Here is a 22,576-nt window from a genome sequence, read left to right on the forward strand (position 1 = left end):
AATTTTATGTCGAAATTTGAAATGACAAATTCATGAAAAGCAGGTACACCTTATGCTGCGCACCCAGTCTATCAGAAACAAAAAGAAAATCAGTCTGACGGTTATGCTGCCTCTGCTGGTAACGTTCTCCATCCTGTTCTCGACCTTCATACTCATCTTCGTATCCTACCAGGCGGAGAAGAAGACGTTAATGAATACAACGCTCGAGCTTAATTATGTCAATGCGACAAAAATGAGCGATACGATAAACTCCTTATTCAAAGCGATGAAGCAGAGCTTGAAATCGACCGCTTCTTATATGTCGGCCAATACGTATAAATCGGCATCGGTCATTCTAGCGGAGCTGGATCTCATCCGCGGCAGCAGCAATTATTTCAACTCGCTTTTCTGGGCGGATGAGACGGGGCTGATTCATACCGTATCGCCCTCATCCATCGGCTTAGCCGGGCAAACGCTGTCCACGCCTGCTTCGAAGATCGCACTGGCCTTGCAGCAGCCCTATCTATCGGCTCCTTACATTGGGACGACCAACCGGCTCATCGTGCTCATGACCGAGCCGGTATTCGATTCGGAAGGCCGCTACCGCGGATTCATTGGCGGAACGATCTATCTTCAGGAAGCGAATGTCATCTATGACATATTCGGCTTGAATACCGACAATGAAACGGGATCCTATTTCTACATCGTCGGCCCTCAAGGGGACCTGATCTTCCATCCCGACCGTTCCCGCTTGGGCGAGGATGTCAGCGGCAATGATGTCGTACAGAAGCTGGCCCGCGGCGAAAGCGGCATGGAGCAGGTCGTGAACACCCGCGGCGTCTCGTATTTGGCCGGATTCTCGGCAGTCGCGGAGAATAACTGGGGCGTCATCATGCAGACGCCGGAATCGACCGTATACCGGCAATTGACTCTGCTTGTCCGGGAGCAGCTGCTTAACATGCTTGTTCCCGTCCTCCTTATGATGGCTGCGGCGATCTTCATCGCCATTAAGCTGGCTAAGCCGTTCGTGAAGCTGTCTGCGCTGGCTGCGCGGTTGTCGGATGGCGATGCTGTTTCGAAGAACGACTTCACCCCGCATTGGAACAAAGAGGCGAACCAGCTCAGCCATATCATGAGTCTTGCGGTCGAATCCGTTGAACGGCAGAAGGCAAGCCTTTCGCTGGCCGCGGCGACCGATCAATTGACCGGGCTGTACAATCGCAGAATGCTGGAAGAATCGATGAGGACGTGGCTGGTTCAAGGTATGCCCTTCTCCCTTATCGTGCTCGACATCGACCGCTTCAAATCGGTAAATGACCGCTTCGGGCACCAGACCGGGGACGAGGTTCTGAAGCATCTTGCCCGCGTCATGAGCGATTGTGTCCGGCTCGGCGATATTTGCTGCCGGTTTGGCGGAGAAGAATTCGTTATTCTGCTGCCGCAGGCCGCAAGCCAAACGACGCTGAAGATCGCCGAGGATATCCGCAGGACGATGGAAAGGGCCGTAAGTCCATGCGGCGAGCCGGTAACCGTCTCTCTGGGCATCGCAGAATATCCGCTGCACGCCGACAATGCCGATAAGCTGTTTCAGCTTGCCGACACAGCTCTGTATACGGCGAAGCATGAAGGCCGGAACAGGATCGTCGTCGCTGCCCCTGAGCTTGTCAGGTGAGACAAGCGCAGATTCCGCGTGATGCCAGTTGATACTGGTCTTCAATAAATCGGCCGTTCAGAAGTCCAGCCTTTGAAGCTTCATCTCTACCCCGGCCGATCAACCGATCCGGCGATTCTATTATAAAGCCCCGTTATACAGGGCCGTCTGCAAATTAAACGGGCGGCCCTTTCTTCGGGCATTTTTCTTGAGCTGCCGCGCTTCTAGCCAATCATTAATGGTTAGGTATCCGGGATCGGACATCAGATCCGTTATTTTTGATTTTCAGCGGCTTTTGCGAGAGTTGCGGACATGAGGGCCGTTATTAGTGCCAGAACGCTTCCGATTCATAGAATTTTGCTCTGCTAACGGAACCAATGTCCGCAAATGTTCGCATAATAATTCTGTTTGAAACATTAAGGTCTTCTATGTCCGCAACATTGAATACCCTCACCCGCTACCGGACTCGATGTGTCGTTGAACCGGTCCGGACTTCGGATCCCGCAACGATGCCTTTTCGCTATCAGGAGAGCACATAATCGCCCCTTCTGTCATATGATGCCACTAAGAGGTGAGTGGATTATCATGGCCTCATCTGATAAAAACAAAGCGAAGACGCCCTCGAACAGAAAAAATAATAAACCGAGCAATAATCGATCCCTATTCGATTCGCTTCAAGGCAACAATTTGGAGATTATCGTTGCCGCTCTCCTTTTGACGGGAAAGTTGAGAGTCGACGCTGTACAATTATTTAGACAAGCCACTATGATTGTCAGCCTGACTGGCAAATATACAACACTGACAAAAATGAATAATTCGAATGTCGATAAAATGATACGATTTCTAAACGATAACGGGGACATGACCATAGACGAAATTATTCAAGCATTCAAAAGCAAAACGGAGAAATAAAGGAAGGGTGATCGGTGTGGGGGGTAATAATGGAGCCTGTTTTGATGGAGAAAATTTTTCGGAATTAATAATCGTCGTTATCCTTGTCACATTGTTCTTCTTTGGTTCGAAGGACATTAAAAATCTTTCCGCGCAGCCTACACAGTAGTAAAAAGCTAAAAAACGATTGCGCTATCGTGTATTTTTCCGCCAAACCGCCGTTTGGGTTTTCTGCAAAGGGATGTTTCCATAGCTAATTGAGGCCGCTCATATGAGCGGTTATTTGCGATTTGGCATGTACTGCATGAATGGCCCATCGAAAGCCCGGCGTCTCCATATTCATGACTTGCGCCGGTGTTATATAATAGAATAGTCCCCCACCGGCCGCTCGATCTGCCGATCATATCGAACGTTAGGAGAATACATATGGACATGATAGAACTACCCCTTGATTTAATCGATGAAGATACCGATCAGCCCCGTTATCAATTTGACGAAGAGGCTCTGCAGGAATTAATGCAAAGTATTGAGGAAATCGGCTTGCTGTCTCCGATCAAAGTGCGGACGATGGATGGCGGCCGATATAAGATCATTTATGGCAACCGCCGCTACAAGGCTTGCAAGACGCTCGGCCTTCGCAAGATTCCATGCATCGTATCCACCGTAACGAACGAGCTGGACATCTATTTGGAGCAGATTGCGGAGAACTTGACGAGGGAAGGCTTCTCCCCGATCGAGGAGGCGGAAGCCTTCAACAAGCTGCTGAACGATCCGAAGTTTACCAGCTCGACCAAATATCTCTCCAGCAAATTAGGCAAGCCGGAAGCCTATATTAAAAATAAAATCGAGCTGCTGAAGTTCGGCCAGGCGGTCAAGAAGCTGATTGTCGGCGGTACGGAAATCAAGAAGGGCCGGCTGACGGAGGAGCAGCTCCTCCCTATTAAAGATTTGCCGATGGAGCACCGGGATCCGCTGGCCATGATTATAGCCAGAGACGAGCTGCCTGTAAGCGACGTGAAGAAGATCTCCCGCTTATTCAAGGATAAAGACATTTCAAGCGGCACGAAGGACAAGCTGCTGTACAAATCAGGGCGCGATCTGCTGGAAACCTGGTCGGTATATGAACAGAACCGGGCGGAACGCGCGAAGCCAGCAGCGCCCAAGGCAGCGGCCGTCAAAGAGAAGAAGCAAGAGCAGGCGGCAGCCGCGGCGGCGCCGAAGCAATCCGCCGCTTCATCCCTGGAAAGCACGCTTAAGGGATTGCTGGCTGCTATTCCGGCTCACAGCCCTTTATCTCCCGAGGTTATGCTCACTCATGAAGCTATTCTGCCAGCCGATCGGGTAAGCTTCGAGCATGATGTCGATCAGCTTATCCAGAATCTTCAGAACCATCTGGAGGAATGGAAGAAGATCAAGGAGCTTGCCGGCTCCTCCTCCTCCAACGTTAGCGTATAAACAACTCGATTATAGGGATTGCTCCCAGTATCGCCGGACATGGAGCAGTCCTTGCTCACTTTTGCATCCTTCTGCCTTGAAAATATCCGGCCCGTTAACTGGCGCACCGAGCATTCGCCGATTCAACTGTTGGTTGAATCGGCTAACACAGCCAGGATCGGCAATCATTTTATCCACTGATTGAATTCGCGGAACCGAACTTGCACATCTTTCATCCGAATCTTGAAACCTCAAGCTGAATCAGGTTCTGCAAGGTTTCATCGGCAGGTTGAATGATCCATTAAAGCGGGAGAAACCCGATTCAACCATCCGCTGATTGGCTTCAGCCTGTACCTATGTTACGTTGAATGCAGCAAATCGCGCGGTTTTGCAAAACCATTCCCAGGAGGCAGTGCCATTATGGATGTACGGAAAATCGGTGCTTTCATTTCGGAACAAAGAAAAATAAAGGACTACACCCAAGCGGAGCTGGCTGCGCTGTTAAACGTCAGCCACCAGGCCGTATCCAAGTGGGAGCGCGGCGAGTCGCTGCCGGATATCGGCATGCTCCCGGGCTTGGCCAAGCTGCTGGATATTACCGTCGATGAGCTGTTGAACGGCGAGCAGTCGGGCCTGGCAGAGGAGCCCTTGAATGAACTTGAGCTTGAACTTGAACTCAGCCCGGAAGCGCCTATTGAAGAAGATGCGGCTGCTTCGCTTGCAGGGCCTCTCTCGCCATTATCAACCGCGCTCCCGGCATCCTCCGCCGCCGCCGAAGAGACTTCAACCGGGCGTCAATCTATGACATGGAACCATATCATGAGTCTGGCCCCTTTCTTAAACCAAGAAACGCTGGAGACGATGATCGGGCAGATCGAAGACGATCTGGACTGGCCCGCATTGAACGCGCTGGCTCCCTTCGTAGGAAGATCAGCTATGGAGCAGCTGGTGGACAAAGTCGTTGAAACTCCTGTCGATGTCAGCCAGCTCTCAGGCATCGCCCCCTTTCTTGGCCGGGATCTGCTGGAGCGGCTGCTCCTGCACGCAGATGAAAACAGCGTGGATTGGGGAACGCTGCAGGCTTTGGCCCCTTTCGTCGACCGTTCGTCATTATCCCGGCTGGTCGCGCAGGCTATGGATTCCGTTCCCGAGCCTTGGCAAATCATCGGACTTGCGCCGTTTCTCGACAAAGCCGCCTTGGTCCAGGCTGTCGGACGAATCGAAGCCGCTTCGCTTTCACCGGAAATATTGCCGGGACTGGCACCTTTCCTGCCGCAGGAACAGCTCAATCAGCTTGTGCTTCAATTTAGACGCAATCCCGTTTCGACGTAACAAATTGATGGCTGCCTTCGCCGGAGGCAGCCATCAATTTGATTTACACACGAACATATGTTTGTTATAATTGAGTGAGATTTCTATTATTATCCTTATAGAGGAGGTAATGACACCTATGACCGACTCCTTGCGCAATGGACTGATCGCCGAGTTCTTGTTCCAGGAAGGATGCAGAGACACCGGCAGCTCCGGTATATACGAGGGGCAGATACACGGCGCGGTTCCGACCGCCGACCGGTTCGGCAATCCGGATAGCGCCTATGAATTCGACGGAATGGACGACTACATCGTGATTCAACCCGCTCCCAAGCTGAACCGGGACGGGTTCTCGCTCTCCGTCTGGGCCCGTTACGGACGCGACGCCAGCTTCAGAGGATGGAACAATGCGATTGTTTCGCAGGACGGGCATCACCAGCGGCGTGTGTTTCAGCTCAGTACCCAACAGGATCAGGTAACCTGGCACCGCTTTTTCCAATCGGCCGATGTTTATATCCAAGAGCCCGTGAAACCCGGTCATTGGGAACACTACGCTATCGTATTTGACGGCAGCATGCACAAGCTGTACCGCAACGGCATTCTGATGTCCGAGAAGGCCGGCGGCTTCGAGCCGAATGTCGATGAGCCGCTTTATATCGGACGTAAAGCGACGGACGAGCCTCACTTCTTCTTCAGAGGGGCGATCGATGACATCCGAATCTATGACCGTCCGCTTACCGATGAGGAGATCATCGCCCTCTACACGGAGAACGGCTGGGGAGACGCAGCTCTGGCTGCCGCCGCTCAGCAGGCCAAGACCGGATCGGAGCAGGTCGAATGGAAGCATAAGCGCAGCCCCAATCAGAAGCTGTGGGTGGAAAATACCAACTTCGCCTACTCCGTATTCGTGAACTGCCGTGCCGAAGAGGTCAAATTTCACGAAGTATCTCTCCCCGGCTTGTCGATGGAATGCGTCGACCTCCACCGGACGCGCATTCACAATGCCAACTTCAGCGCAAGCATAATCAGCGATGCCAATCTGAGCGATCTCGAGATTAACGGCGCTCAACTGGGCGGAGCCTACATTCATAATATCGGCATGCCGCCGCAGGGGCATCCCGCATATGTGGAAGGCAGCCGGCAGCGGCCGCTCTTGTTCGAGAATTGCGATCTTCAAGAAAGCGAGATCCGCGACAGCAATCTTAGCGGCCTCTCCATTCAGCGATGCAATCTGCAAGGGATGACGATCGACGGCATCCCCGTCGAAGATCTGCTCGCAGCCTATCGCCGCAGCCAAACCTAGTCCACTTCGAATTAGGCAAGCTTCCCTTGTCCCAATACGGCCGTTCATAAAGAAATAGGAGGCTGACCGCATGCAGCCTTGCATGCAGCCCGCCTCCTATTGAATATCTCTCTCTCTAGCTTCTCTTGCGCGCAGAGATCCATGCGGATAATTGACGCGCCGCACCGGCCGGCGCGTGCCGTACGCGGAACGTTGCGCTTGCTGCTCCTGAAGTGAGCGCGACACGCAGCGTAGCCAGTTCCCGCCGCGACTGAAACGGCGATTGCCTTACCTCATGCCATTGAATGCGCTGCCTCGGAATAAGCGCACGCTGCCGGGATAGACCGCCATACCGGATCGCAATCTGACGCTCTGCGACCGACCAGCCTGCCTGCCGGAAGCACAGCCAGCTCCAATAGCCGGCAGCGACGGGCAGAACCAGCGCGATCCAGCCCAGCTGATACGGGCTCCACACAATCGCAATCACGGCAATTGCAGCCGCTATCAATACCGGGATAAGCAAATAATTGCGCAGCGCACGCGGCTCAAGAGACGCCCATGAATCGGGCGCGTTGAACTTCGGCGCGAACTGCTGCAGAAACCCGTCCAGCTCCGCGGCGCGTACAATCGGGAACAACAGCCCGGTCTGCCCTTCCTTGCCCCCGCTGTATCCTGCGGTAACGACACGCACACTGACCAGGCCCAGCGGCCTTCGCAGCACATTCTCGACCAGATGGATCGCTTGAATGCGGTCAAGCGAGATCGTCACCTGCCTGCGCTCCAGCAGCCCTCGTTCTATGATCAGCTTATCGTCCTGTAAGATTAGCGTAAACCCGTATTCCTTCAGCACCGTCCCGATAAAGGCAATCACCCAAGCAAGCACGAGCACGATGACCGTCCCCCATACATACCAGACAGCGCCCAAGTAGTGTTCCAGCTTATCCCACACATTGAAATTTTCAAGCACATTGTCCAGCTGGGAGAACCCCGCTCCCAGCACGGCCAGCGCAATCCCGATTTGTCCCGATGTGGAGCTGTATATGAGCAATTCCTTCATTGGCAAGACGGCCTTTGCCTTCGTGACCGGCTGTTGCAAGGAAGCAATGCCCGGGTTCGACACAGCAGCATCGCCTGCAGCCGATATGGATTCCCCCGCAGATTGTTCATCAAGCTTCTCTAGGACGGTACCGGCCTCATTCGCGCCCCCCTCACCGGCTCCTTCCATACCCGTTCCAGGCTTACGCAGTTTAAGGACGGCGCGGATACGCTCCGCCTCCTCCGTCGAGATCGCGGTTAGAACCGCTTCCGGCTTCTTGCCGCCCGCGGTCTCCACCTGCAGCTTTACTAAGCCGAACGGCCGGTGAAGAAGACCTGCCGTCGTATCAACCGACTGGACACGGTCGCCCGATATCCATACTTTCTTCCGCACCCAGATGCCATGCTCGACGTACAAGGAGCTTCCGTCGACCGCGTAGACATAGCGATACCAATTCAACCAAGCAAGCGAAAAAAGAAGGAGCATGAATAACACGGCGCCTCCTGTTACCCACAGCCAATTGACTCCTTCCCGGAACACGGTTGAGACCAAGAAGACGATTAAGGGGTAGACCAGATCCTTCCCTGTCTTGACAATAAAGAACAGCAGCGAAACGGGATGTAACCGGCACTGTCCTGCTGGGACTCCGTTCTCAGATTTCTTCATCGGATATCCTCGCTAACCGGGCGATTTGCCGCCGTACCTCGTCTGCCCTGATTTCTGTCAGTGCCGGAATCTGATGGCTGCCCGCCGCGGTGGAGAAAGTCACCGTAGCCAGCCCGAAGGCCCGCAATATCGGCCCCTGCTTGGAGTCGACATGCTGAATGCGTATCATCGGGATAAGCGTCCGCTTACGGAAATAGATGCCATGGTGCAGCTCTATCTCATGCTCCGTAACCGCGTATCTCCACTGCTTGTACCTCAATCTCGGAATTAGATTGATTTCCAGGTAGGCGCCCAGGCAAGCCAGCGCAAGCGCCGCAGCCGGAATCCATATCGGCCAATCGAACTTTATCGTTACAATTAACAGCGCCAGCACAATGAGGGCATAGATCCCCGTTGAAATCCATCCGGATAGGCGCCATGCACGAAGTGCTTTCTCGTCGATCCGACTCGTTAATTGTTCATGTTCCATCTTTAATTCCATCCCCCTGATATCCGTTTCACCTAACTGCCCGTCATCGTGATTTCATTCATTCGAGCATCCATGGGCAAATCCTTCTTCGCTATGCTGACAAGAGAGGTGACAAACACGTTGCCTTCATAGGACGCTATATGTATATCCTCGGTAGGCCTTACTTTGACGTGAAGAGCTGCAGCTTCCCGATCATGATCTTGAAGTATGGATAAGGATTCGATCGCGAACCCTTCTCTAGGCGATGACTTCTCTTCGACGCTAATGCATATGAAATAATCATCAGCAGTCTCCCCGACAACATATCCGCCAGGTGCCGCATTCTTTAGCTTCTCATACCGATCCCGTATATCGCTGCTGATTCCCGTATCCGTTTCTTCCTCTTCCCATGCAAAGGTCTTCGAAGTCTTGGAATAAAGAAGGCGTTCGTAAGGAACGCCGATATAGGCCTTGCTGCCAAGATCGCCCTCAACCACTTCCGCCTCCAGACTCCCATACGCGTTACTATTATTAGAGCAGCCTGCCAGCAAGGCAATGAGAACGAATGAAGCTAGGAATCCCGTTATTCCCCGTCTCATTCCAGTCCCCCCCTATTGCTATCTATCATCCATACGATTATTGCAGTAATCCATTCCGCCGAGAGCCGTCAGTAAATCACCAAGAAGAAACGGCAAACGCCGTCTATGACGGCGAACGAGTTTCATCCCTTTAGAAATATAAGCAAGCCAAGTTTCACAGAGACTTGCGCTTCCATATTTTGTCGCACAAAGAAGGCTTCCCCGCCGTTCATCGCTCGCAGTAGAGAAGCCTTCTTCGTTTCACTCTGCTACAGTACCGTTGACTTGCCGCCATCAATGTTGACAGAGGTGCCTGTCACATAGGAGGCCGCATCCGAGACGAGGAACGATATGACCTTCGCCGCTTCCTCAGTCCTGCCGATCCGCCCCAGCGGGATGGCGAACCGGGGATCGACTTCGAATTGCTCCCATGTCAGCTCGGGGGCGCTAGACCGCCACATCCGCTCGATCTGATCGCTCCGGATCAACCCGATGCAGACGGCATTCACGCGAATGTTCGCCGAGGCCAAGTCTTGGCTCATCGCCTTGGTCAGCGCCAATCCTGCGGCACGGCTGACGGAGGTCGGCAAGGAAGAGGCGCCCGGCGCCTTCCCGCCGATTGCCGTCACGTTGACGATGGCGCCAGATCCGCCCTTGCGCATATGCGGGACGACCAAACGCGAAAAATGAATCGCACCGTACAGCTTCAAATCCAAATCGGCATCCCACGCATCGGATCCCACCTCTTCGAAAGGCCGCGCAGCCGATGTCCCGGCGTTGTTAACGAGTATGTCCACGCCGCCGAAGCGTTCTACGGTTTCCGTCACCGCGCGGCGGGCATCCTCCTCCAATGTGACATCAGCCGCGATAATCAGGGCTTCCGCCCCCGTCTTCTCTGCGATCAGCTCTGCAGCCTTCTGCAGCGGCTCCACGCTGCGAGCCACGATAGCCACCTGAGCCCCTTCAGACGCAAGAACGAGCGCAGTAGCAAGACCGATGCCTTTGCTGCCCCCGGTAATAATCGCCGTCTTGCCCTTTAACCCGAGATCCATGCTTGCTTCCTCCTTATCTGGTTCCTGCACGTACTCTTTATCCTACGAGGTCGAATAAACGAAAGCGAATCGTTCGGTTCTTCGCTGTCCTTCCAATACGATTATTATGCCATAATCTCGCGGATACCTGGCCAGTGGAGCCATATATCGGTCATCGGAGCTTTCCAGTCCTTCTGCACATCCACATGCTTCACCCGGAAAAAGATCGCGTAGCGTGTTAATGACGCTATGTTGGGCGCAGCCGTATGGCCCAGCTGATAGTGGACGAGGAACACATCCCCCGGCTCTCCTGTCGTCTGGAGCGGCTGCGGCATCGCAACCGGCGGCATGCCATTCAAGAGCGCTTCCGGCCCATGCTCGCGAAAGTATTGTTCATACAGATGGTGCGTACCAGGCCAAACGGTGAAATTCCCCGCATAAGCTTGCTGCACCGGACTTAACAGAACGCCAACCAGCATCGTGAAATTGCCGATGGTCCCTTTCGTCATGCCATTGGTCGGCGTATACATTCCGTCCAGGTGAGCGACAGGCGCATGCGGCGGATCCTGCATCGTGGGAAAGCGCAGTGCAATTTGCCCGTCGTTAATCGGGAGCGCTTTCCCTTCACCGATCAGAGACGCCACCAGATCCTTGACCGGCGTCTTATTATACAGGTCAGAAATTACGGGCTTGCCTTGAAGCTCCGGGCAGTAGGATTGGGATCGGAACTTGATGATATCACTCTCATTCATCCCTTGTCCAAGCGAATGATTGATGTGACGTACCGCGTGATCCACCATAATTTTCGGAACGACCCCTGGAATATGGATATACCCGTTATCCATCATGGACTTCTTCTGTTCATACGTTAGCAAATGCACAATTGCACCTCCACATCGTAAAGTTCGCCAAGCTACCTCCATTCTACATGCTTACGTAAGGAAACGGAACCTATAACTGCCTTTCAACCGTTGGTTGAATAGATCTCAACTTTGCCTATATTGTCGATGATCCGCTTCTATGCGATCATGTTTGTAAAGGAACCTAAGCAAAGGCGGGTGAGTGCTATGTGGGATACATATAAAATGAATGAACGCATACGAACGCTGCGACTTGAACGGGGATTTACCCAGCAGGAGTTAGGAGATTTACTTGGGATTACAGCACAAGCCGTGTCCAAATGGGAAACTGGACTTGCGACACCCGACATAACATTGCTGCCGAAGCTCTCCGAGTTGTTCAATTGTTCCATTGATTCGTTATATTATGGCTTCGAGACAAGAATAGGTTTGGAAGTGACTTCTCCTTCTTATACATATCGGGTGAGTGCAGGGCAGCAGTGTTCGTTTTGCGGTAAGCATCCAGAACAGGCGTGGCGCATTATTGCTGGTCCAGGGGTGCGGATATGCTCCGAATGCGTTGAGATTTGCGGAGATATTTTGAAGCAGATCAAGCAGGTTGACGGCACTGGCAGTTGATAAATCCCATCACAAAAAAGATGCGCAGCCTCATCGGCTCGCATCTCGAATTTAATATAGGATCTCCGAGCCTTCAAGGGAGTCCGTAAGATCTGACCGATCCAAGTGCTGCCTCGCTTGGGATCAATCGGTTGTAACGCTTGCCGCGGTCGGCGTCAAATCCGGATTGAGGTCGAGTGTAAATTCATCTTTTCCCGGGTATGCAATCGGATCGTAATAGTTGTAATCGTTGAGCGTCGGGGAATATGTCTTGACGTGAAGCTTGCCGCTCCGCGCATCGAATTGCAGGAGCCTTATATACCCCAGTCCGCCGTCAACCGCATTTTGATAATCGGCCATCATTTGATAAACGCTGCGGTCCGCTTTGCCATCGCCGTCGTCGTCGACCGGATCGATCTTGATCTCCGCGTCATGATGGTGTCCGGACAAGATGGCGAACACGTTCTTGTTGGGAAGCACGACGCTCTCAAACACGCGATCTCCGATCGGTGACCGTTCGCCGGAGACGAGCAAATACTCATGAAAGCACAGCATCGCCTTCCGGTTCGGGTACCGCTTCAACACCTGGTTCATCCAGGCGATCTCCGCGTCTCCAAAGCTCCAGCTCATGTAAACGATAATGAAATCATGGCCGGCCGCGGAAAGGAGATCGAAGTGCCCCCTATTGTTCTGATAGGAACCGCCATATGTCGGCCGATGCTTAAACCGGTCTTCCCCGAACCCTCTCCGGTAAAGGTCGTAACCGCTAATCCGGCCGGCATCGTGGTTGCCGGCCAGCACGCCGTAAGGAATGCCGGTGTCATCCAGTACCTTCATGTTCCGGTCGGCCTCTATCCATTGTCCGATCTTGTCACCCTCGTCCACGATGTCCCCGGTATGCATGACGTATCGGATCTTCAGCTTGTCGCGGTTATCCCGAATCCAGGCGACATTATCCCGGAAATACCGGTGAAACGTCTTCGAATAATATTGAGTGTCCGACATCCAGACGAATGAAAAATCATACCGATCCGCCTCGTAATCTGCCTTCCCCGCTCCGCTTTCACTATCATCCGCAAAGCTCCGCCCTTCTGCCAATCCGAATAGGATCCCCGTTATCACGACGATAGCAAGCCATTTCTTCATTTTCTCCGCTCTGATTGCCACGTTACCGGCACGCTCCTTATGTCGACTCCCAGGAAGAAACGGCTATCGTCGTCCTCTGGCAGCGAAATTCGTTTCTGCCCTTAGACCTTATAGAAATGAGTACGTCGTTAAACCTATAGATTCTATAAGGTTGAAAAAGGGAGCATGCATGGCTCCGATTTCCCGGCATCCTCTCATTATTGCTGCGAGACGTATCGTTTATTCGCCTCCTCGCAAATCCGCATGTATTGCGCAGCGCCCTGATGTCAACCTATTCATGCGTCTCACGCGGAATTCGTTAAACAAGACATACTGGCCCGACAAGGAAGCGGTCAGGTTAAGAAAACAGAACAAACCTCAAAGACAGTCATGTCGCAATGCCATTGGGCATGCAGCGCGACATGAAATCCTTGAGGTCCTTTACTGAAATGTAACTATGCCACTCAAAAATAACGAGACCTGAATACGGCGCTTCGATCTAGATCCATTTCTCACTGCCGCGGAACGCCATGTGCTCGCCCGCCTTGAATGCCGGCTTCTTCACATAGGTGTTGATTCCGGGAACGGCCTCCCCCCGGAGAAGAAACGCGCATGACCAGTTGGGAACGGTGATCCTCGTGCTGGCTGGAATGTAGCGGATCGTCAGGCCGCATCGCCGCATGGGCGAATGGTTCGGCTCGGAGCCATGGATAATATTCGGGTGATGCACCGACACATCGCCGGATTTCAGAATAAGGTCGACCGCCTTGGATTCCTCAACCAGCGCCGGGTCCACCTCGGACTCCAGCACGTTGGCCGTCTGCGTATTCCTTTTCATCTCCTGCAGCGACATCGTCTGCGTCCCCGGTATAACCCGCAGGCAGCCGTTCTCCGGCACGGAGTCGTCGACGGCGAGCCATAAGGTGACGACGTTCATCGGCTCCAGCGGCCAATAGCTGCCGTCCTGATGCCACAGCACCGGCTGCCCGTCATAGGCAGGCTTGCTGATATAGTGAGAAGCGAACAAGGCGATATCCGGTCCGATAAACTGCTCCGCGATATCGAGCAGCCGCTCGTCGCTAATCAATCGGACCCAGAACGGGTCGTTCGCGACCAGATCATGCGACATCTGCTCCGGCCGCTTCTCGGGGTACTTGGCGATCAGCCATTCGATATGCGCCTTCGCCTCCCGCATGAGCTCCTCGTCCAGCACGCCGCGGAATACCGCGTATCCGTCCTTGTCGTATGCTTTCTTTAACTGGCCCAAATCTTGCCCTGTTGTACTCATCTCATCGGCCTCCAGATTGTTTATTGTTATTCCAAGACATGAATGAAAAAGATGACGGTTCGATACCGCTTCCAGCGGCGGCACTGATTTCGAATATACGTCGTTCGGACGGCATGAGCACTTCATGCGCATTGCGGCAGAACCAGTCCGGCCTTCCGGACGGGGCGGCGGGATGCGAAGACGCCGGGCTGACATACCAGGCCACCGAGCTGCCGCTGTTCAACACTTCGAAGGTGTGCGTATCCACACCCCGCTCTGTCCGGGTCGACCGGCAGCTCCATTCCAGCTGTGCAGGCGGAAGCCGGCGAAGCCAGGCGAACGGATGCTGCCCGTGCAGCGAGAAGACGTACACATTCGGGTCCTGCTGGCCGAGCTGCAGGCGGACGGCAAACCATTCGAGCGAATCATCCAAGACCGGCCAGCGGATGTCCGTGATTCTCAGGCAACCGTTATCCGGCATCAGTACGTTTTCGTTCATCTCCCAGTGCATCCGGCCCGTCTCGTCGAACAGCTGCGCCGACCAGCTTCCCGCTTCGGCTTCTCCGCTGTTGTGCAAGAACACTTCCGCCATGAAATGTTCGCCGGCTGAATAGGCCAGCTTATCGTAGCGCAGCGAGATATGCTTGGTGGCATAAGCTTTGCGCGCCCAATAGTAGGCCATCTTGGGCCGTTCGTAATAATCGACGAGACTCGTGCACGACACATTCGGAAACGGCTCGTTGAACTGCCAGACGATGCTGCCGCTGTTCCGGAACTTCCGTCTCCGGTTCGCCTCCAGCGCGTACCGGATGCCTTCCGCCTGCGTCCATTGGCTCATCATGGCGAACTGCTCCAGATCGTCCGGCGCGCCAAACAAGGCCGTATCCCGCTCCAGCGTATCCCACCATTCCCCGTGATGGCGCCAAACCGGATTGTTCTCCATCGTGTCGACCTTCCGCTCGGACTCCGGAAGAAAGCAGGCCATCGATTCTGTGCTGCAGCAGCCATCCACCCCGAATTCGCTGTGCAGAAGACTGTCGGAACGGTTGTACTGATTGTAGTGCTCCACGGGACCGCCGTATTTCCACGGACCATGCACATCATGATTTCGGCCGGGCTGATCGATCATCAGAAATTCATTCGGCCCCGATGCGGAGGTCGGAAGAAAATAACGGCCGGGATCATGCTCCATAACGAGACGGCGCAGCATCTCAATATTATCATCCTCGAAGGTTGAAGGCATGCCTTCTATATCCATCAGCTCATTCCCTCCGCTCCAGCAGGCAAGGCTGACATGATTCCGCTTCACGCGCAGAGCCGCTTCGGCCGTTTCCTTGAGCAGCTCAAGAAAATGCGGATCCTTGGACGGCACGTTATCAATTCCCGAGCTGGATTGAATGAATTCCTGCCAGACGAGAATGCCCGCACGGTCGCAGCAATCATAGAAGTCTTCCTTCTCGATGATTCCGCCGCCCCACACCCGCACAAGATTGACGCCTGCTTCCTTCAGCAGCCGGACCATCCTCTCGTAACGATCCCGGGTGACCGTCCCGTATTGAATATCGAGCGGGGTCAGATTAACGCCTTTAATATACATACGCCGGCCATTCAAACGAACCGTATAGGGCAGCGCGGAATCCGGCGCATCGTCGTTCGCGATCCATTCCAGCGTGCGGAAGCCGGTGAAGCCCTGCCATGTATCCGAAGCCTTGCCTCCGAACTCGATCCGAATGCGGACGCCGTATAATCCGGCCTCGCCCATCCCGTTCGGATTCCAGCTGCGCACGGCGGGAACGTTCAACTGCAGCTTCCAATTCAAGCTATTCGTCCCTTCCCGTTTACAGACCAGTTCTGACTCATCGACAAGGACTTCATCATCGAACAGGGATACAACAACCACCGGGTCCCCGCCCGCTGCGGCGTCTCCGTCTATCGTCATGCGGCCCGATGCGATTAATCGTCCGTTCTCTTCTTCTAGAAGAGGCTCGAGCCGGACTTCATCCAGACTGGCCATGCCCGTCGTTTCCACGGACACGCCGTCCCACAGGCCGATCGGAACCATGCGCGTGCTAAAGTCCCACTTGTAAGTAAAGCGGCTTTTCTGGGTCCATGTTCTCGATGTGTAACCGATCTGGCCCATCTCATCCGGCGCATGCTCCAGAAGAACGATGAGTTCGTTGCCTTCCGGCTTCAGCTTGCCGGTAATATCGAACCGTACAGCAGCGAACATGCCTTCATGGAATCCGAGCTTCTCCTTGTTCAAGTAGAAGTGCGCCTTGTAATCGACGCCTTTCAAATTCAGATAGACCTTCTCCCCAGCCTCCGGCTGAAAGGAAAATGCCGTCTTGTACATCCACCACCGGTTCTCCACCCATTCGCAGTTCAAGCTATTCATGCCATAGTAAGGATTCTCGATCCAGCCTGCAGCCCATAAGTCGTAATGAACGCCTCCCGGAACGGTTGCTGTCATCCAGTCGGTAACCCCTCCCATTACGACTCCGGTTTCCATGCTTTGTCCCAGATGCGGAACATGGGGGTAGAAGCCTCTGACCTCCCAATCGGTCAATTCCTGCGCTCTGATCGCCATCATCAGTCTCCTGTTCTGTATGTATTATTGCGTACATCCCTTACAGTTAGCGAGGTGTCTAGCCTAGTTTATTTTAATTTAATATGAAATAACATAACCTTTTAATTTGTGTTATGTCAAATAATATTTTCAGTGTTGGCCTAATAAAATCACCGCTTTAAATTGCAGGTTTTGGGGACGTAGTTTTGACTTTATAGCCATACCGCATCAATAATGTTATAATTGTCATATAATATTTTGTCGGGGGGTCCACATGTCCAGCAGCAATCAACCTCTGTATCTGCAAATTCGAACCATGATTCGAGATAAAATAGAATCCGGCGAGCTGAAGCCGGGCGATCAAATTCCGGTGGAGGCCGATCTTGTTCAACAATTTAACGTCAGCCGGATTACGATAAAAAGCGCGCTCAAATTGCTCGTCGATGAAGGGCTTGTCTATCGTACGGCAGGAAAAGGAACCTTCGTCGCCGATCCGCAGGAGCCTTCCCTCTTCGCCCCGTCCGATCAAGAATCGGCCTTCAAAAAAATCGGCTTGATCGGCCCCATGACGAGCGATGCCTTCACATTGAACATGCTGCGCGGGATCGAAGAAACATGCAAGGAGCACAACTTGATTCTGTTGATTCGCACTTCGTTTACGCAATCAGAGGAGAAGGAAGCCATTCGCATCTTGCGCGCGCAAGGCATCGACGGGCTGCTCATCTTCCCCGTGGACGGAGAAGCATACAGCCAGGCGATATTAGACTTAAAGACGGAGTGTTTCCCCTTCGTTCTCATCGACCGGTATTTGCCCGGGATCAAGACGAATTCGGTTTATACGAACAATCATCAAGGCGGATATCTGGGCACCGAATATTTGTTTAACAAGGGGCATCGTCAGATCGGCATCGTCTCCACGACCCAATCCAAGACGGCCAGCGCCGAGGACCGGTTCGCCGGTTACTTGGAAGCCGCAAGGCATTTAGGACTGAAGATCGAGCCGGCCCACTGGCTTACCCGAATTGACGAAAGCTCGTTTAAAGAAGAAATTCCAACCAAAGAGATTATACGGGAATGGCTGTCCGAGCAGAAGAATCTAACGGCCGTCTTTGCCTTCTCCAGCATAACCGCCGTCTTCGTCGCAGATATTGCGGTCCAGCTGGGGAAGAAGATTCCCGAGGATCTGGCCATTCTCTCCTTCGATTCGCCGGGCGTCCAGGACTTTAACGGACTATACTTTAGCTGCATCGAACAGCAAGAATACCAGCTTGGCGAGAAAGCCGTGGATCTGCTCTTGCAGGTCATTAGCGATCCTGCGCATATTGAACAGATTATCATTCCTGTCACGCTGGTAGAGGGAAGATCGACATAGAACGATTCCCCGCTGATAAGGATTGCTTCACAGCGCGAAGACCGAGTCACACCCTGTTTCCAGGTGACTCGGTCTTTGTTATTTAGCGGGATCTTCTGTTATTACGGACCGCTCTGTACGATGCAAAAATAAACTGGCAGGCGATCCATCCATGACGACTATTCGACTGCCAGTTTTCGGTGAATTTCCTCTCTTATTTCAAAATCGCCTCAGCCTTTTTCTGCGCATCGTCCAGAATCGTCTTGATATCTGTTTTGGTCATGAGCGATTTGGACAAGGCTTCGCCATAAATCTGCCAAACTCTTGTATTCTCTTTGGCGAAGGTAGGCAGCCCCTTGACGTTGCCGGCCATCGCTTCATAGAATTTATAGATTCCCGGCTGTGCCGCTTTGTACGCATCGCTCTCTCCGATCTTCTTCAGAACGGGCGGGCGAACGCCGGCATCCGCTATAATTTGCTGCACTTCGTCGCTCAGCATGGCTTCGATGAACTTGAATCCGCCCTGCTTGTTCTTCGAATAAATCGATACGGACGCAAACGCCGCTCCGATCGTAATATTGGCTTGCTGGCCGCCGTCGGATAACGGCAGCGAGCCCATTCCGCAATCGAGCTTCAAATTCGTGCAGGACGAAACCATCCATGGGCCTTCCGCCCAGATGCCAACCTGACCTTTATTAACCGGATCCCAATAAGCGCCTTCGCCCGTATTCGCCATCACGCCCGGAGGAGCATATTGATTGAGATCGCGCAGGAATTGGAATGCCTTGACGTTCCCTTCGGCATTGAAGATCGGATTGTTGCTCTCGTCGACGAATCCGCCGCCTGCGATCAGAGGATAGATGCCGCCACGGAGGTATCCGCCGTTATTCGGGCCTGAATAGATCGCCGCCCCCCAGAACTTCCCCTTGCCCGCATCGTTGATTTTCTTGGCCATATCCAGCATTTCATCCCATGTCTCCGGCCCCTTCTCCGGATCAAGGCCCGCTTTCTTGAACAGATCCTTATTCCAGAACAGGACGGATACGCCGGGCTGGAAGGCAACCCCGTATATTTTTCCGTCGTATTCCATCGGCTTCCAGGCGCCTTCTACGATTTCGTTGCGCACCTTCTGTTCGAGCCAATCCGGAAACGGCTCAAGCAGCCCTTGCGCCGCAAAGCCCGGAGATTGCGTCTCGCCCGTCAGGACGTCCGGCGACGTCTTGGCGATGAAGGCCGTCGTCTGTTTCTGTACGAGCGGTTCCGACCAGCCCCAGTCCTCCTGCTTGAGATCAAAGCCTTGGTCGGCCATGATTTTATTGACCGCTTTTGCGATTTCCACCGGGGATAAAGCGTCTTTCGTCGGAGCCTTTTCCGCCTTCGCAAGCTCATCTTCGCGCGCCTTGATCCGCTCGTCGACGTCTCCGGTGCCGGCAACATTATCCGCGCCGTTCACATTGATGACGACTTCCGCGCTATTCCCGGCTTGCCCCTTATTATCCGGCGAATCGTTCGAATCGCTGCCAACCGCTGCGTTGTTGGGCGTTTTGGCCTCTCCTGTGTTTACTGCATTACCGCCGCAAGCCGTTAATAAGACGAAGATTAGAATCAATACCAGAGGCAATACGAACCGCTTATTCATTGGCATTTACAATACCCCTCCTGTATAAATGTATTATTGCATTACTACTTTTATTATATTTCAGAGATTTGATATGATCAATATAATTTTTATAAAATTATCCTTTTATACCTGCATTCGCCAATCCCTGCACGATGTACCGCTGGAAAAAGAAGAATAGAAGCAGCATGGGCAGCGTAACGCCTAAACCGAGCGTTAGCATAAGCGGATAATCCGGCAGCCCCATCGGATTCTGCGCAAGCTGCGACATGCGTGATATTGCCGCAGGGAGCGTCTGCAGATTATCGCTTGTCGTAAAGAAGAACGGCGTCGTCCAGTCGTTCCATATCCCCTGGGAAGTCGTAATGGCGATAAAGGCCAGAATGGGCAGCTGCAGCGGCATTAAGATTTGAAAAATGATTCGGAAGGTTCCCGCTCCGTCAATCTTGGCGGCTTCATCCAGCTCATACGGAACTTTCTCCAGCGATTGCTTCACCAGGAAGGTCCCCATGATGTTGATGGACGGCCCGCCGATCAAGTACACCCACCAGGAGTCCAATATTCCCTTGCCGCCATTGAAGATATAGTTTCCGCCGGCGAAGGGCCATCTAGCAAATTCGATAAACGTCGGGATGACGGATACGACGCCCGGAATCATCTGCGTGGCCAGCAGCACCAGAAACAGAGTGTCTCTTCCTTTGAATCGCAGTCGCGCAAATACGTATCCGCCCAGAAACGACGTGATCATCGCCCAGAACAAACCGTAGAGCGTCCGCAATATCGAGTTAACATAATAGGTTTGAACTTGGGAGTCGCTGGCTCCTCCGATCAGCACCATGAAGTTTTTGAAGGTCGGCTCTTTCGCAATCGGGAACAGGCCCATCACCGTCTTGGCATACTCTTCGGCGGACATCATTCCCGCCATGAACATGAAGATAATCGGATAGATCAGCAGCAGCCCGCCGAGCATCAGCACGGTATGCGCGAAAACATTCAACGGCCGGAATTGTTTGGCTATACCTTTGGAATTGGTCACCCTCCATGCGCTCCTCTCGCGTTTTTCTTGCGGCTGGACCGTTCGTTCTCGGTTGCATACCTGAAATAGGCAACCGTAAAGACAAACACGACAGCAGCCAGAACGACGGAAGAAGCGCCCGCCATGCCAAGATTAAAGTCGAAGAAGCCATCCCGTAAAATCCGGTAAACCAGAACTTCCGTCTGACCGTAAGGGCCTCCGCCTGTAATGAAGATGACCTGCTCGTAGATTTGAACGGCCCCGATCAATCCGGTAATGATAATATAGGTCGCAATCGGCTTGACGCCGGGCAGCGTGACGTTCCAGAATTTCTGCCAGCGGTTGGCGCCGTCGATATCCGCCGCCTCATACAAAACCGGATCGACGGACTGCAGGCCGGCCAGCCATATCAGTGCGGAGCCGCCGATGCCTTTCCATATCGAATACACGACGATCCAGAAGACGCCCCAACCGACCGAATACTGCCATATGATGGGCTCCTTGCCGAATCCCTTCAGAATGTTATTAATGACACCGTTATTAGGATCTAAGAAGATGTTGAAGATTTGCGTGGTTGCGACAGTCGAGGTTACAACAGGGATATACCACATGGTCCGATAGATGCCTTTGCCGAACAAAGGAAGGTTCATCAGCAGGGCCACCAGAAAACCGATAATAATCGTCAGCCCGGTTACGAGCAAGCCGATCCAAACCGCTCTCCACAATGCCATATAATACACGGGGTCATTGAAGAATCGGACATAATTATCGAAGCCTATAAATTTCGGAGTGCTTGCTACGCCGACCCATTCGAAGAATCCCAAGAAGAATCCGAACAGCGTCGGAAAGCCTGAAATCAGCGCCCACCAGAGAAGCATCGGACCCAATATGATGGTCGCTATAACCGCATCCTTATGATTGCGCATGAATTTCGTGATCCCTTTGGAAGGTGCAGATGCTTCTCCGATAAGTGCGCCTTCACCGCTAATTCTTTGTTTCAATCGTGTTCCCCCTTCGCTTTAGATTCACAGCCTCATTTGCCTCCAATGGCCAACTTCCAGCTACTACAAGAAAGCGCATTCATTTCAAAATAAAAAAAATTTATCCGCTTCCTCTTCTCATCTGCCCACTGCTTCCCTTCTCATTTGTATTATATTTAAATAAATGAATTATTTATTATACTAAATCATAACCTTTGATTAGTCAATATCTCAATATATCATTCTTGTCCAATTGCATTGAAGTTAATTGATGGGTTCTTTCACTAGGTTATGCTGCGAAAAAAACCTTGATTCTAACGGAGAACTCCGGTTATCAAGGTTTTTTCGTGATCCCTGTGCGCTTTATTGTCGTGCGAAAAAACATCCCGCACCGCTCAGTCATAAATGTCTTAACGTTTCACATGGGCGTCCGGAGCTTTGTCCGCTACCAGATTCAATTGGATGTTATGCTCCAAATATGCCTTTAACCCGCAGAGCACCATCGTATAGCCTTCCGTCGAGTCCATGGCTTGTCTTGCGATTTCATCTCCACTGCCCGTAAACCCCGAATGAGTAATCGTAACGAGCGTTTCGCTATCGGCACGGGGAGTAAAGTTCCACTCGACCTGCGTATTGTCCGAGGATGCAATCCGTATACGTTTGTTGGGCTCGATTGCCTGTACGTAGACGTCATCCGAAACGCCGTACATCTCCCATTCCCAACGGACACGTTTGCCTGCCTCCAGCCTCCCGCTGCTTTTGGTAAACCAGAATTTCGTCGTAATAGCCGGATCGACAAAAGCCATAAAGACCTCTTCAGCCGGCTTGCGGATCAGCATTTCCGCTCTTACAACCGGAATGTGATTCAACGTTTCCATCCTCAAGACTCC

The 22,576-nt window shown here is 52.8% G+C and carries 18 protein-coding genes; 6 read left to right on the forward strand and 12 right to left on the reverse strand.

The window, feature by feature from the left end; translation table 11 throughout:
• Positions 1-52: 52 nt before the first annotated feature.
• The 4 genes from L1F29_RS25530 (at position 53) to L1F29_RS25545 (ending at position 6,569) form a co-directional block, all read left to right on the forward strand.
• Entirely contained in the window at positions 53-1,651 is a 1,599-nt protein-coding gene (locus L1F29_RS25530; RefSeq protein WP_258384844.1) for a sensor domain-containing diguanylate cyclase, read from the forward strand.
• Positions 1,652-2,953: 1,302 nt separating this feature from the next.
• Positions 2,954-3,976, forward strand: a complete 1,023-nt coding sequence (locus tag L1F29_RS25535; protein WP_258384845.1) for a ParB/RepB/Spo0J family partition protein — start codon at positions 2,954-2,956, stop codon at positions 3,974-3,976.
• 399 nt (positions 3,977-4,375) lie between these two features.
• Positions 4,376-5,287, forward strand: coding sequence for a helix-turn-helix domain-containing protein (locus tag L1F29_RS25540; RefSeq protein ID WP_258384846.1), 912 nt, complete (start codon positions 4,376-4,378; stop codon positions 5,285-5,287).
• A gap of 118 nt (positions 5,288-5,405) precedes the next feature.
• Entirely contained in the window at positions 5,406-6,569 is a 1,164-nt protein-coding gene (locus L1F29_RS25545; RefSeq protein ID WP_258384847.1) for a LamG-like jellyroll fold domain-containing protein, read from the forward strand.
• 115 nt (positions 6,570-6,684) lie between these two features.
• Here the strand turns inward: L1F29_RS25545 and L1F29_RS25550 are convergent, their stop codons facing one another.
• The 5 genes from L1F29_RS25550 to L1F29_RS25570 form a co-directional block, all read right to left on the reverse strand.
• Entirely contained in the window at positions 6,685-8,250 is a 1,566-nt protein-coding gene (locus L1F29_RS25550; RefSeq protein WP_258384848.1) for a PH domain-containing protein, read from the reverse strand.
• Complete coding sequence (locus tag L1F29_RS25555; RefSeq protein WP_258384849.1) at positions 8,237-8,719, reverse strand: PH domain-containing protein; 483 nt, start codon at positions 8,717-8,719, stop codon at positions 8,237-8,239. Before L1F29_RS25555 ends, L1F29_RS25550 begins: the two co-directional genes overlap by 14 nt.
• Before the next feature lie 32 nt (positions 8,720-8,751).
• Positions 8,752-9,297 carry a hypothetical protein gene (locus L1F29_RS25560; protein ID WP_258384850.1) on the reverse strand — a complete coding sequence of 182 codons (546 nt, stop codon included), beginning with the start codon at positions 9,295-9,297 and terminating at the stop codon, positions 8,752-8,754.
• 248 nt (positions 9,298-9,545) lie between these two features.
• The gene (locus L1F29_RS25565) at positions 9,546-10,328 is read right to left on the reverse strand and encodes an SDR family NAD(P)-dependent oxidoreductase (protein WP_258384851.1); all 783 of its coding nucleotides are present in this window, start codon (positions 10,326-10,328) and stop codon (positions 9,546-9,548) included.
• Positions 10,329-10,432: 104 nt separating this feature from the next.
• Complete coding sequence (locus tag L1F29_RS25570; RefSeq protein WP_258384852.1) at positions 10,433-11,188, reverse strand: phytanoyl-CoA dioxygenase family protein; 756 nt, start codon at positions 11,186-11,188, stop codon at positions 10,433-10,435.
• A gap of 186 nt (positions 11,189-11,374) precedes the next feature.
• On the opposite strand from L1F29_RS25570, the gene L1F29_RS25575 reads away from it, so the two are divergent.
• On the forward strand, positions 11,375-11,785 hold the full coding sequence (locus L1F29_RS25575) for a helix-turn-helix domain-containing protein (protein WP_258384853.1): 411 nt from the start codon (positions 11,375-11,377) through the stop codon (positions 11,783-11,785).
• Between the two features lie 123 nt (positions 11,786-11,908).
• On the opposite strand, the gene L1F29_RS25580 is transcribed toward L1F29_RS25575, so the two are convergent.
• From L1F29_RS25580 to L1F29_RS25590, 3 genes are all read right to left on the reverse strand, one after another.
• A complete protein-coding gene (locus tag L1F29_RS25580; protein ID WP_258384854.1) occupies positions 11,909-12,931 on the reverse strand; it encodes a metallophosphoesterase in 1,023 nt (340 codons plus the stop codon).
• Positions 12,932-13,388: 457 nt separating this feature from the next.
• A complete protein-coding gene (locus tag L1F29_RS25585) occupies positions 13,389-14,177 on the reverse strand; it encodes a phytanoyl-CoA dioxygenase family protein (RefSeq protein WP_258384855.1) in 789 nt (262 codons plus the stop codon).
• 1 nt (position 14,178) lies between these two features.
• On the reverse strand, positions 14,179-16,743 hold the full coding sequence (locus L1F29_RS25590; RefSeq protein ID WP_258384856.1) for a glycoside hydrolase family 2 protein: 2,565 nt from the start codon (positions 16,741-16,743) through the stop codon (positions 14,179-14,181).
• 253 nt (positions 16,744-16,996) lie between these two features.
• Between L1F29_RS25590 and L1F29_RS25595 the strand changes: the two genes are divergently transcribed.
• Positions 16,997-18,094 (forward strand): GntR family transcriptional regulator, encoded by a 1,098-nt coding sequence (locus L1F29_RS25595; RefSeq protein ID WP_258384857.1) that lies wholly within the window; start codon positions 16,997-16,999, stop codon positions 18,092-18,094.
• Between the two features lie 193 nt (positions 18,095-18,287).
• Here L1F29_RS25595 and L1F29_RS25600 read toward each other — a convergent pair whose 3' ends face one another.
• The 4 genes from L1F29_RS25600 to L1F29_RS25615 all read right to left on the reverse strand — a co-directional run bounded on the left by L1F29_RS25600 (position 18,288) and on the right by L1F29_RS25615 (position 22,564).
• Positions 18,288-19,718: an extracellular solute-binding protein gene (locus tag L1F29_RS25600; protein ID WP_258384858.1), complete on the reverse strand. Its 1,431-nt coding sequence runs from the start codon at positions 19,716-19,718 to the stop codon at positions 18,288-18,290.
• Positions 19,719-19,809: 91 nt separating this feature from the next.
• The gene (locus tag L1F29_RS25605; protein ID WP_258384859.1) at positions 19,810-20,727 is read right to left on the reverse strand and encodes a carbohydrate ABC transporter permease; all 918 of its coding nucleotides are present in this window, start codon (positions 20,725-20,727) and stop codon (positions 19,810-19,812) included.
• A complete protein-coding gene (locus L1F29_RS25610) occupies positions 20,724-21,707 on the reverse strand; it encodes a carbohydrate ABC transporter permease (RefSeq protein ID WP_258384860.1) in 984 nt (327 codons plus the stop codon). Before L1F29_RS25610 ends, L1F29_RS25605 begins: the two co-directional genes overlap by 4 nt.
• Positions 21,708-22,096: 389 nt before the next feature.
• The gene (locus L1F29_RS25615) at positions 22,097-22,564 is read right to left on the reverse strand and encodes an SRPBCC family protein (protein WP_258384861.1); all 468 of its coding nucleotides are present in this window, start codon (positions 22,562-22,564) and stop codon (positions 22,097-22,099) included.
• Positions 22,565-22,576 lie beyond the last annotated feature (12 nt).

Origin of the sequence: Paenibacillus spongiae, assembly GCF_024734895.1 — a bacterium.
GTDB lineage: Bacteria > Bacillota > Bacilli > Paenibacillales > Paenibacillaceae > Paenibacillus_Z > Paenibacillus_Z spongiae.

Bases quoted from the DNA above. Each gene is read 5' to 3' on its own strand.
- L1F29_RS25530 (WP_258384844.1), top strand. From the start codon at position 53: ATGCTGCGCACCCAGTCTATCAGAAACAAAAAGAAAATCAGTCTGACG.
- L1F29_RS25535 (WP_258384845.1), top strand. From the start codon at position 2,954: ATGATAGAACTACCCCTTGATTTAATCGATGAAGATACCGATCAGCCC.
- L1F29_RS25540 (WP_258384846.1), top strand. From the start codon at position 4,376: ATGGATGTACGGAAAATCGGTGCTTTCATTTCGGAACAAAGAAAAATA.
- L1F29_RS25545 (WP_258384847.1), top strand. From the start codon at position 5,406: ATGACCGACTCCTTGCGCAATGGACTGATCGCCGAGTTCTTGTTCCAG.
- L1F29_RS25550 (WP_258384848.1), bottom strand. From the start codon at position 8,250: ATGAAGAAATCTGAGAACGGAGTCCCAGCAGGACAGTGCCGGTTACAT.
- L1F29_RS25555 (WP_258384849.1), bottom strand. From the start codon at position 8,719: ATGGAACATGAACAATTAACGAGTCGGATCGACGAGAAAGCACTTCGT.
- L1F29_RS25560 (WP_258384850.1), bottom strand. From the start codon at position 9,297: ATGAGACGGGGAATAACGGGATTCCTAGCTTCATTCGTTCTCATTGCC.
- L1F29_RS25565 (WP_258384851.1), bottom strand. From the start codon at position 10,328: ATGGATCTCGGGTTAAAGGGCAAGACGGCGATTATTACCGGGGGCAGC.
- L1F29_RS25575 (WP_258384853.1), top strand. From the start codon at position 11,375: ATGTGGGATACATATAAAATGAATGAACGCATACGAACGCTGCGACTT.
- L1F29_RS25585 (WP_258384855.1), bottom strand. From the start codon at position 14,177: ATGAGTACAACAGGGCAAGATTTGGGCCAGTTAAAGAAAGCATACGAC.
- L1F29_RS25590 (WP_258384856.1), bottom strand. From the start codon at position 16,743: ATGGCGATCAGAGCGCAGGAATTGACCGATTGGGAGGTCAGAGGCTTC.
- L1F29_RS25595 (WP_258384857.1), top strand. From the start codon at position 16,997: ATGTCCAGCAGCAATCAACCTCTGTATCTGCAAATTCGAACCATGATT.
- L1F29_RS25600 (WP_258384858.1), bottom strand. From the start codon at position 19,718: ATGCCAATGAATAAGCGGTTCGTATTGCCTCTGGTATTGATTCTAATC.
- L1F29_RS25615 (WP_258384861.1), bottom strand. From the start codon at position 22,564: ATGGAAACGTTGAATCACATTCCGGTTGTAAGAGCGGAAATGCTGATC.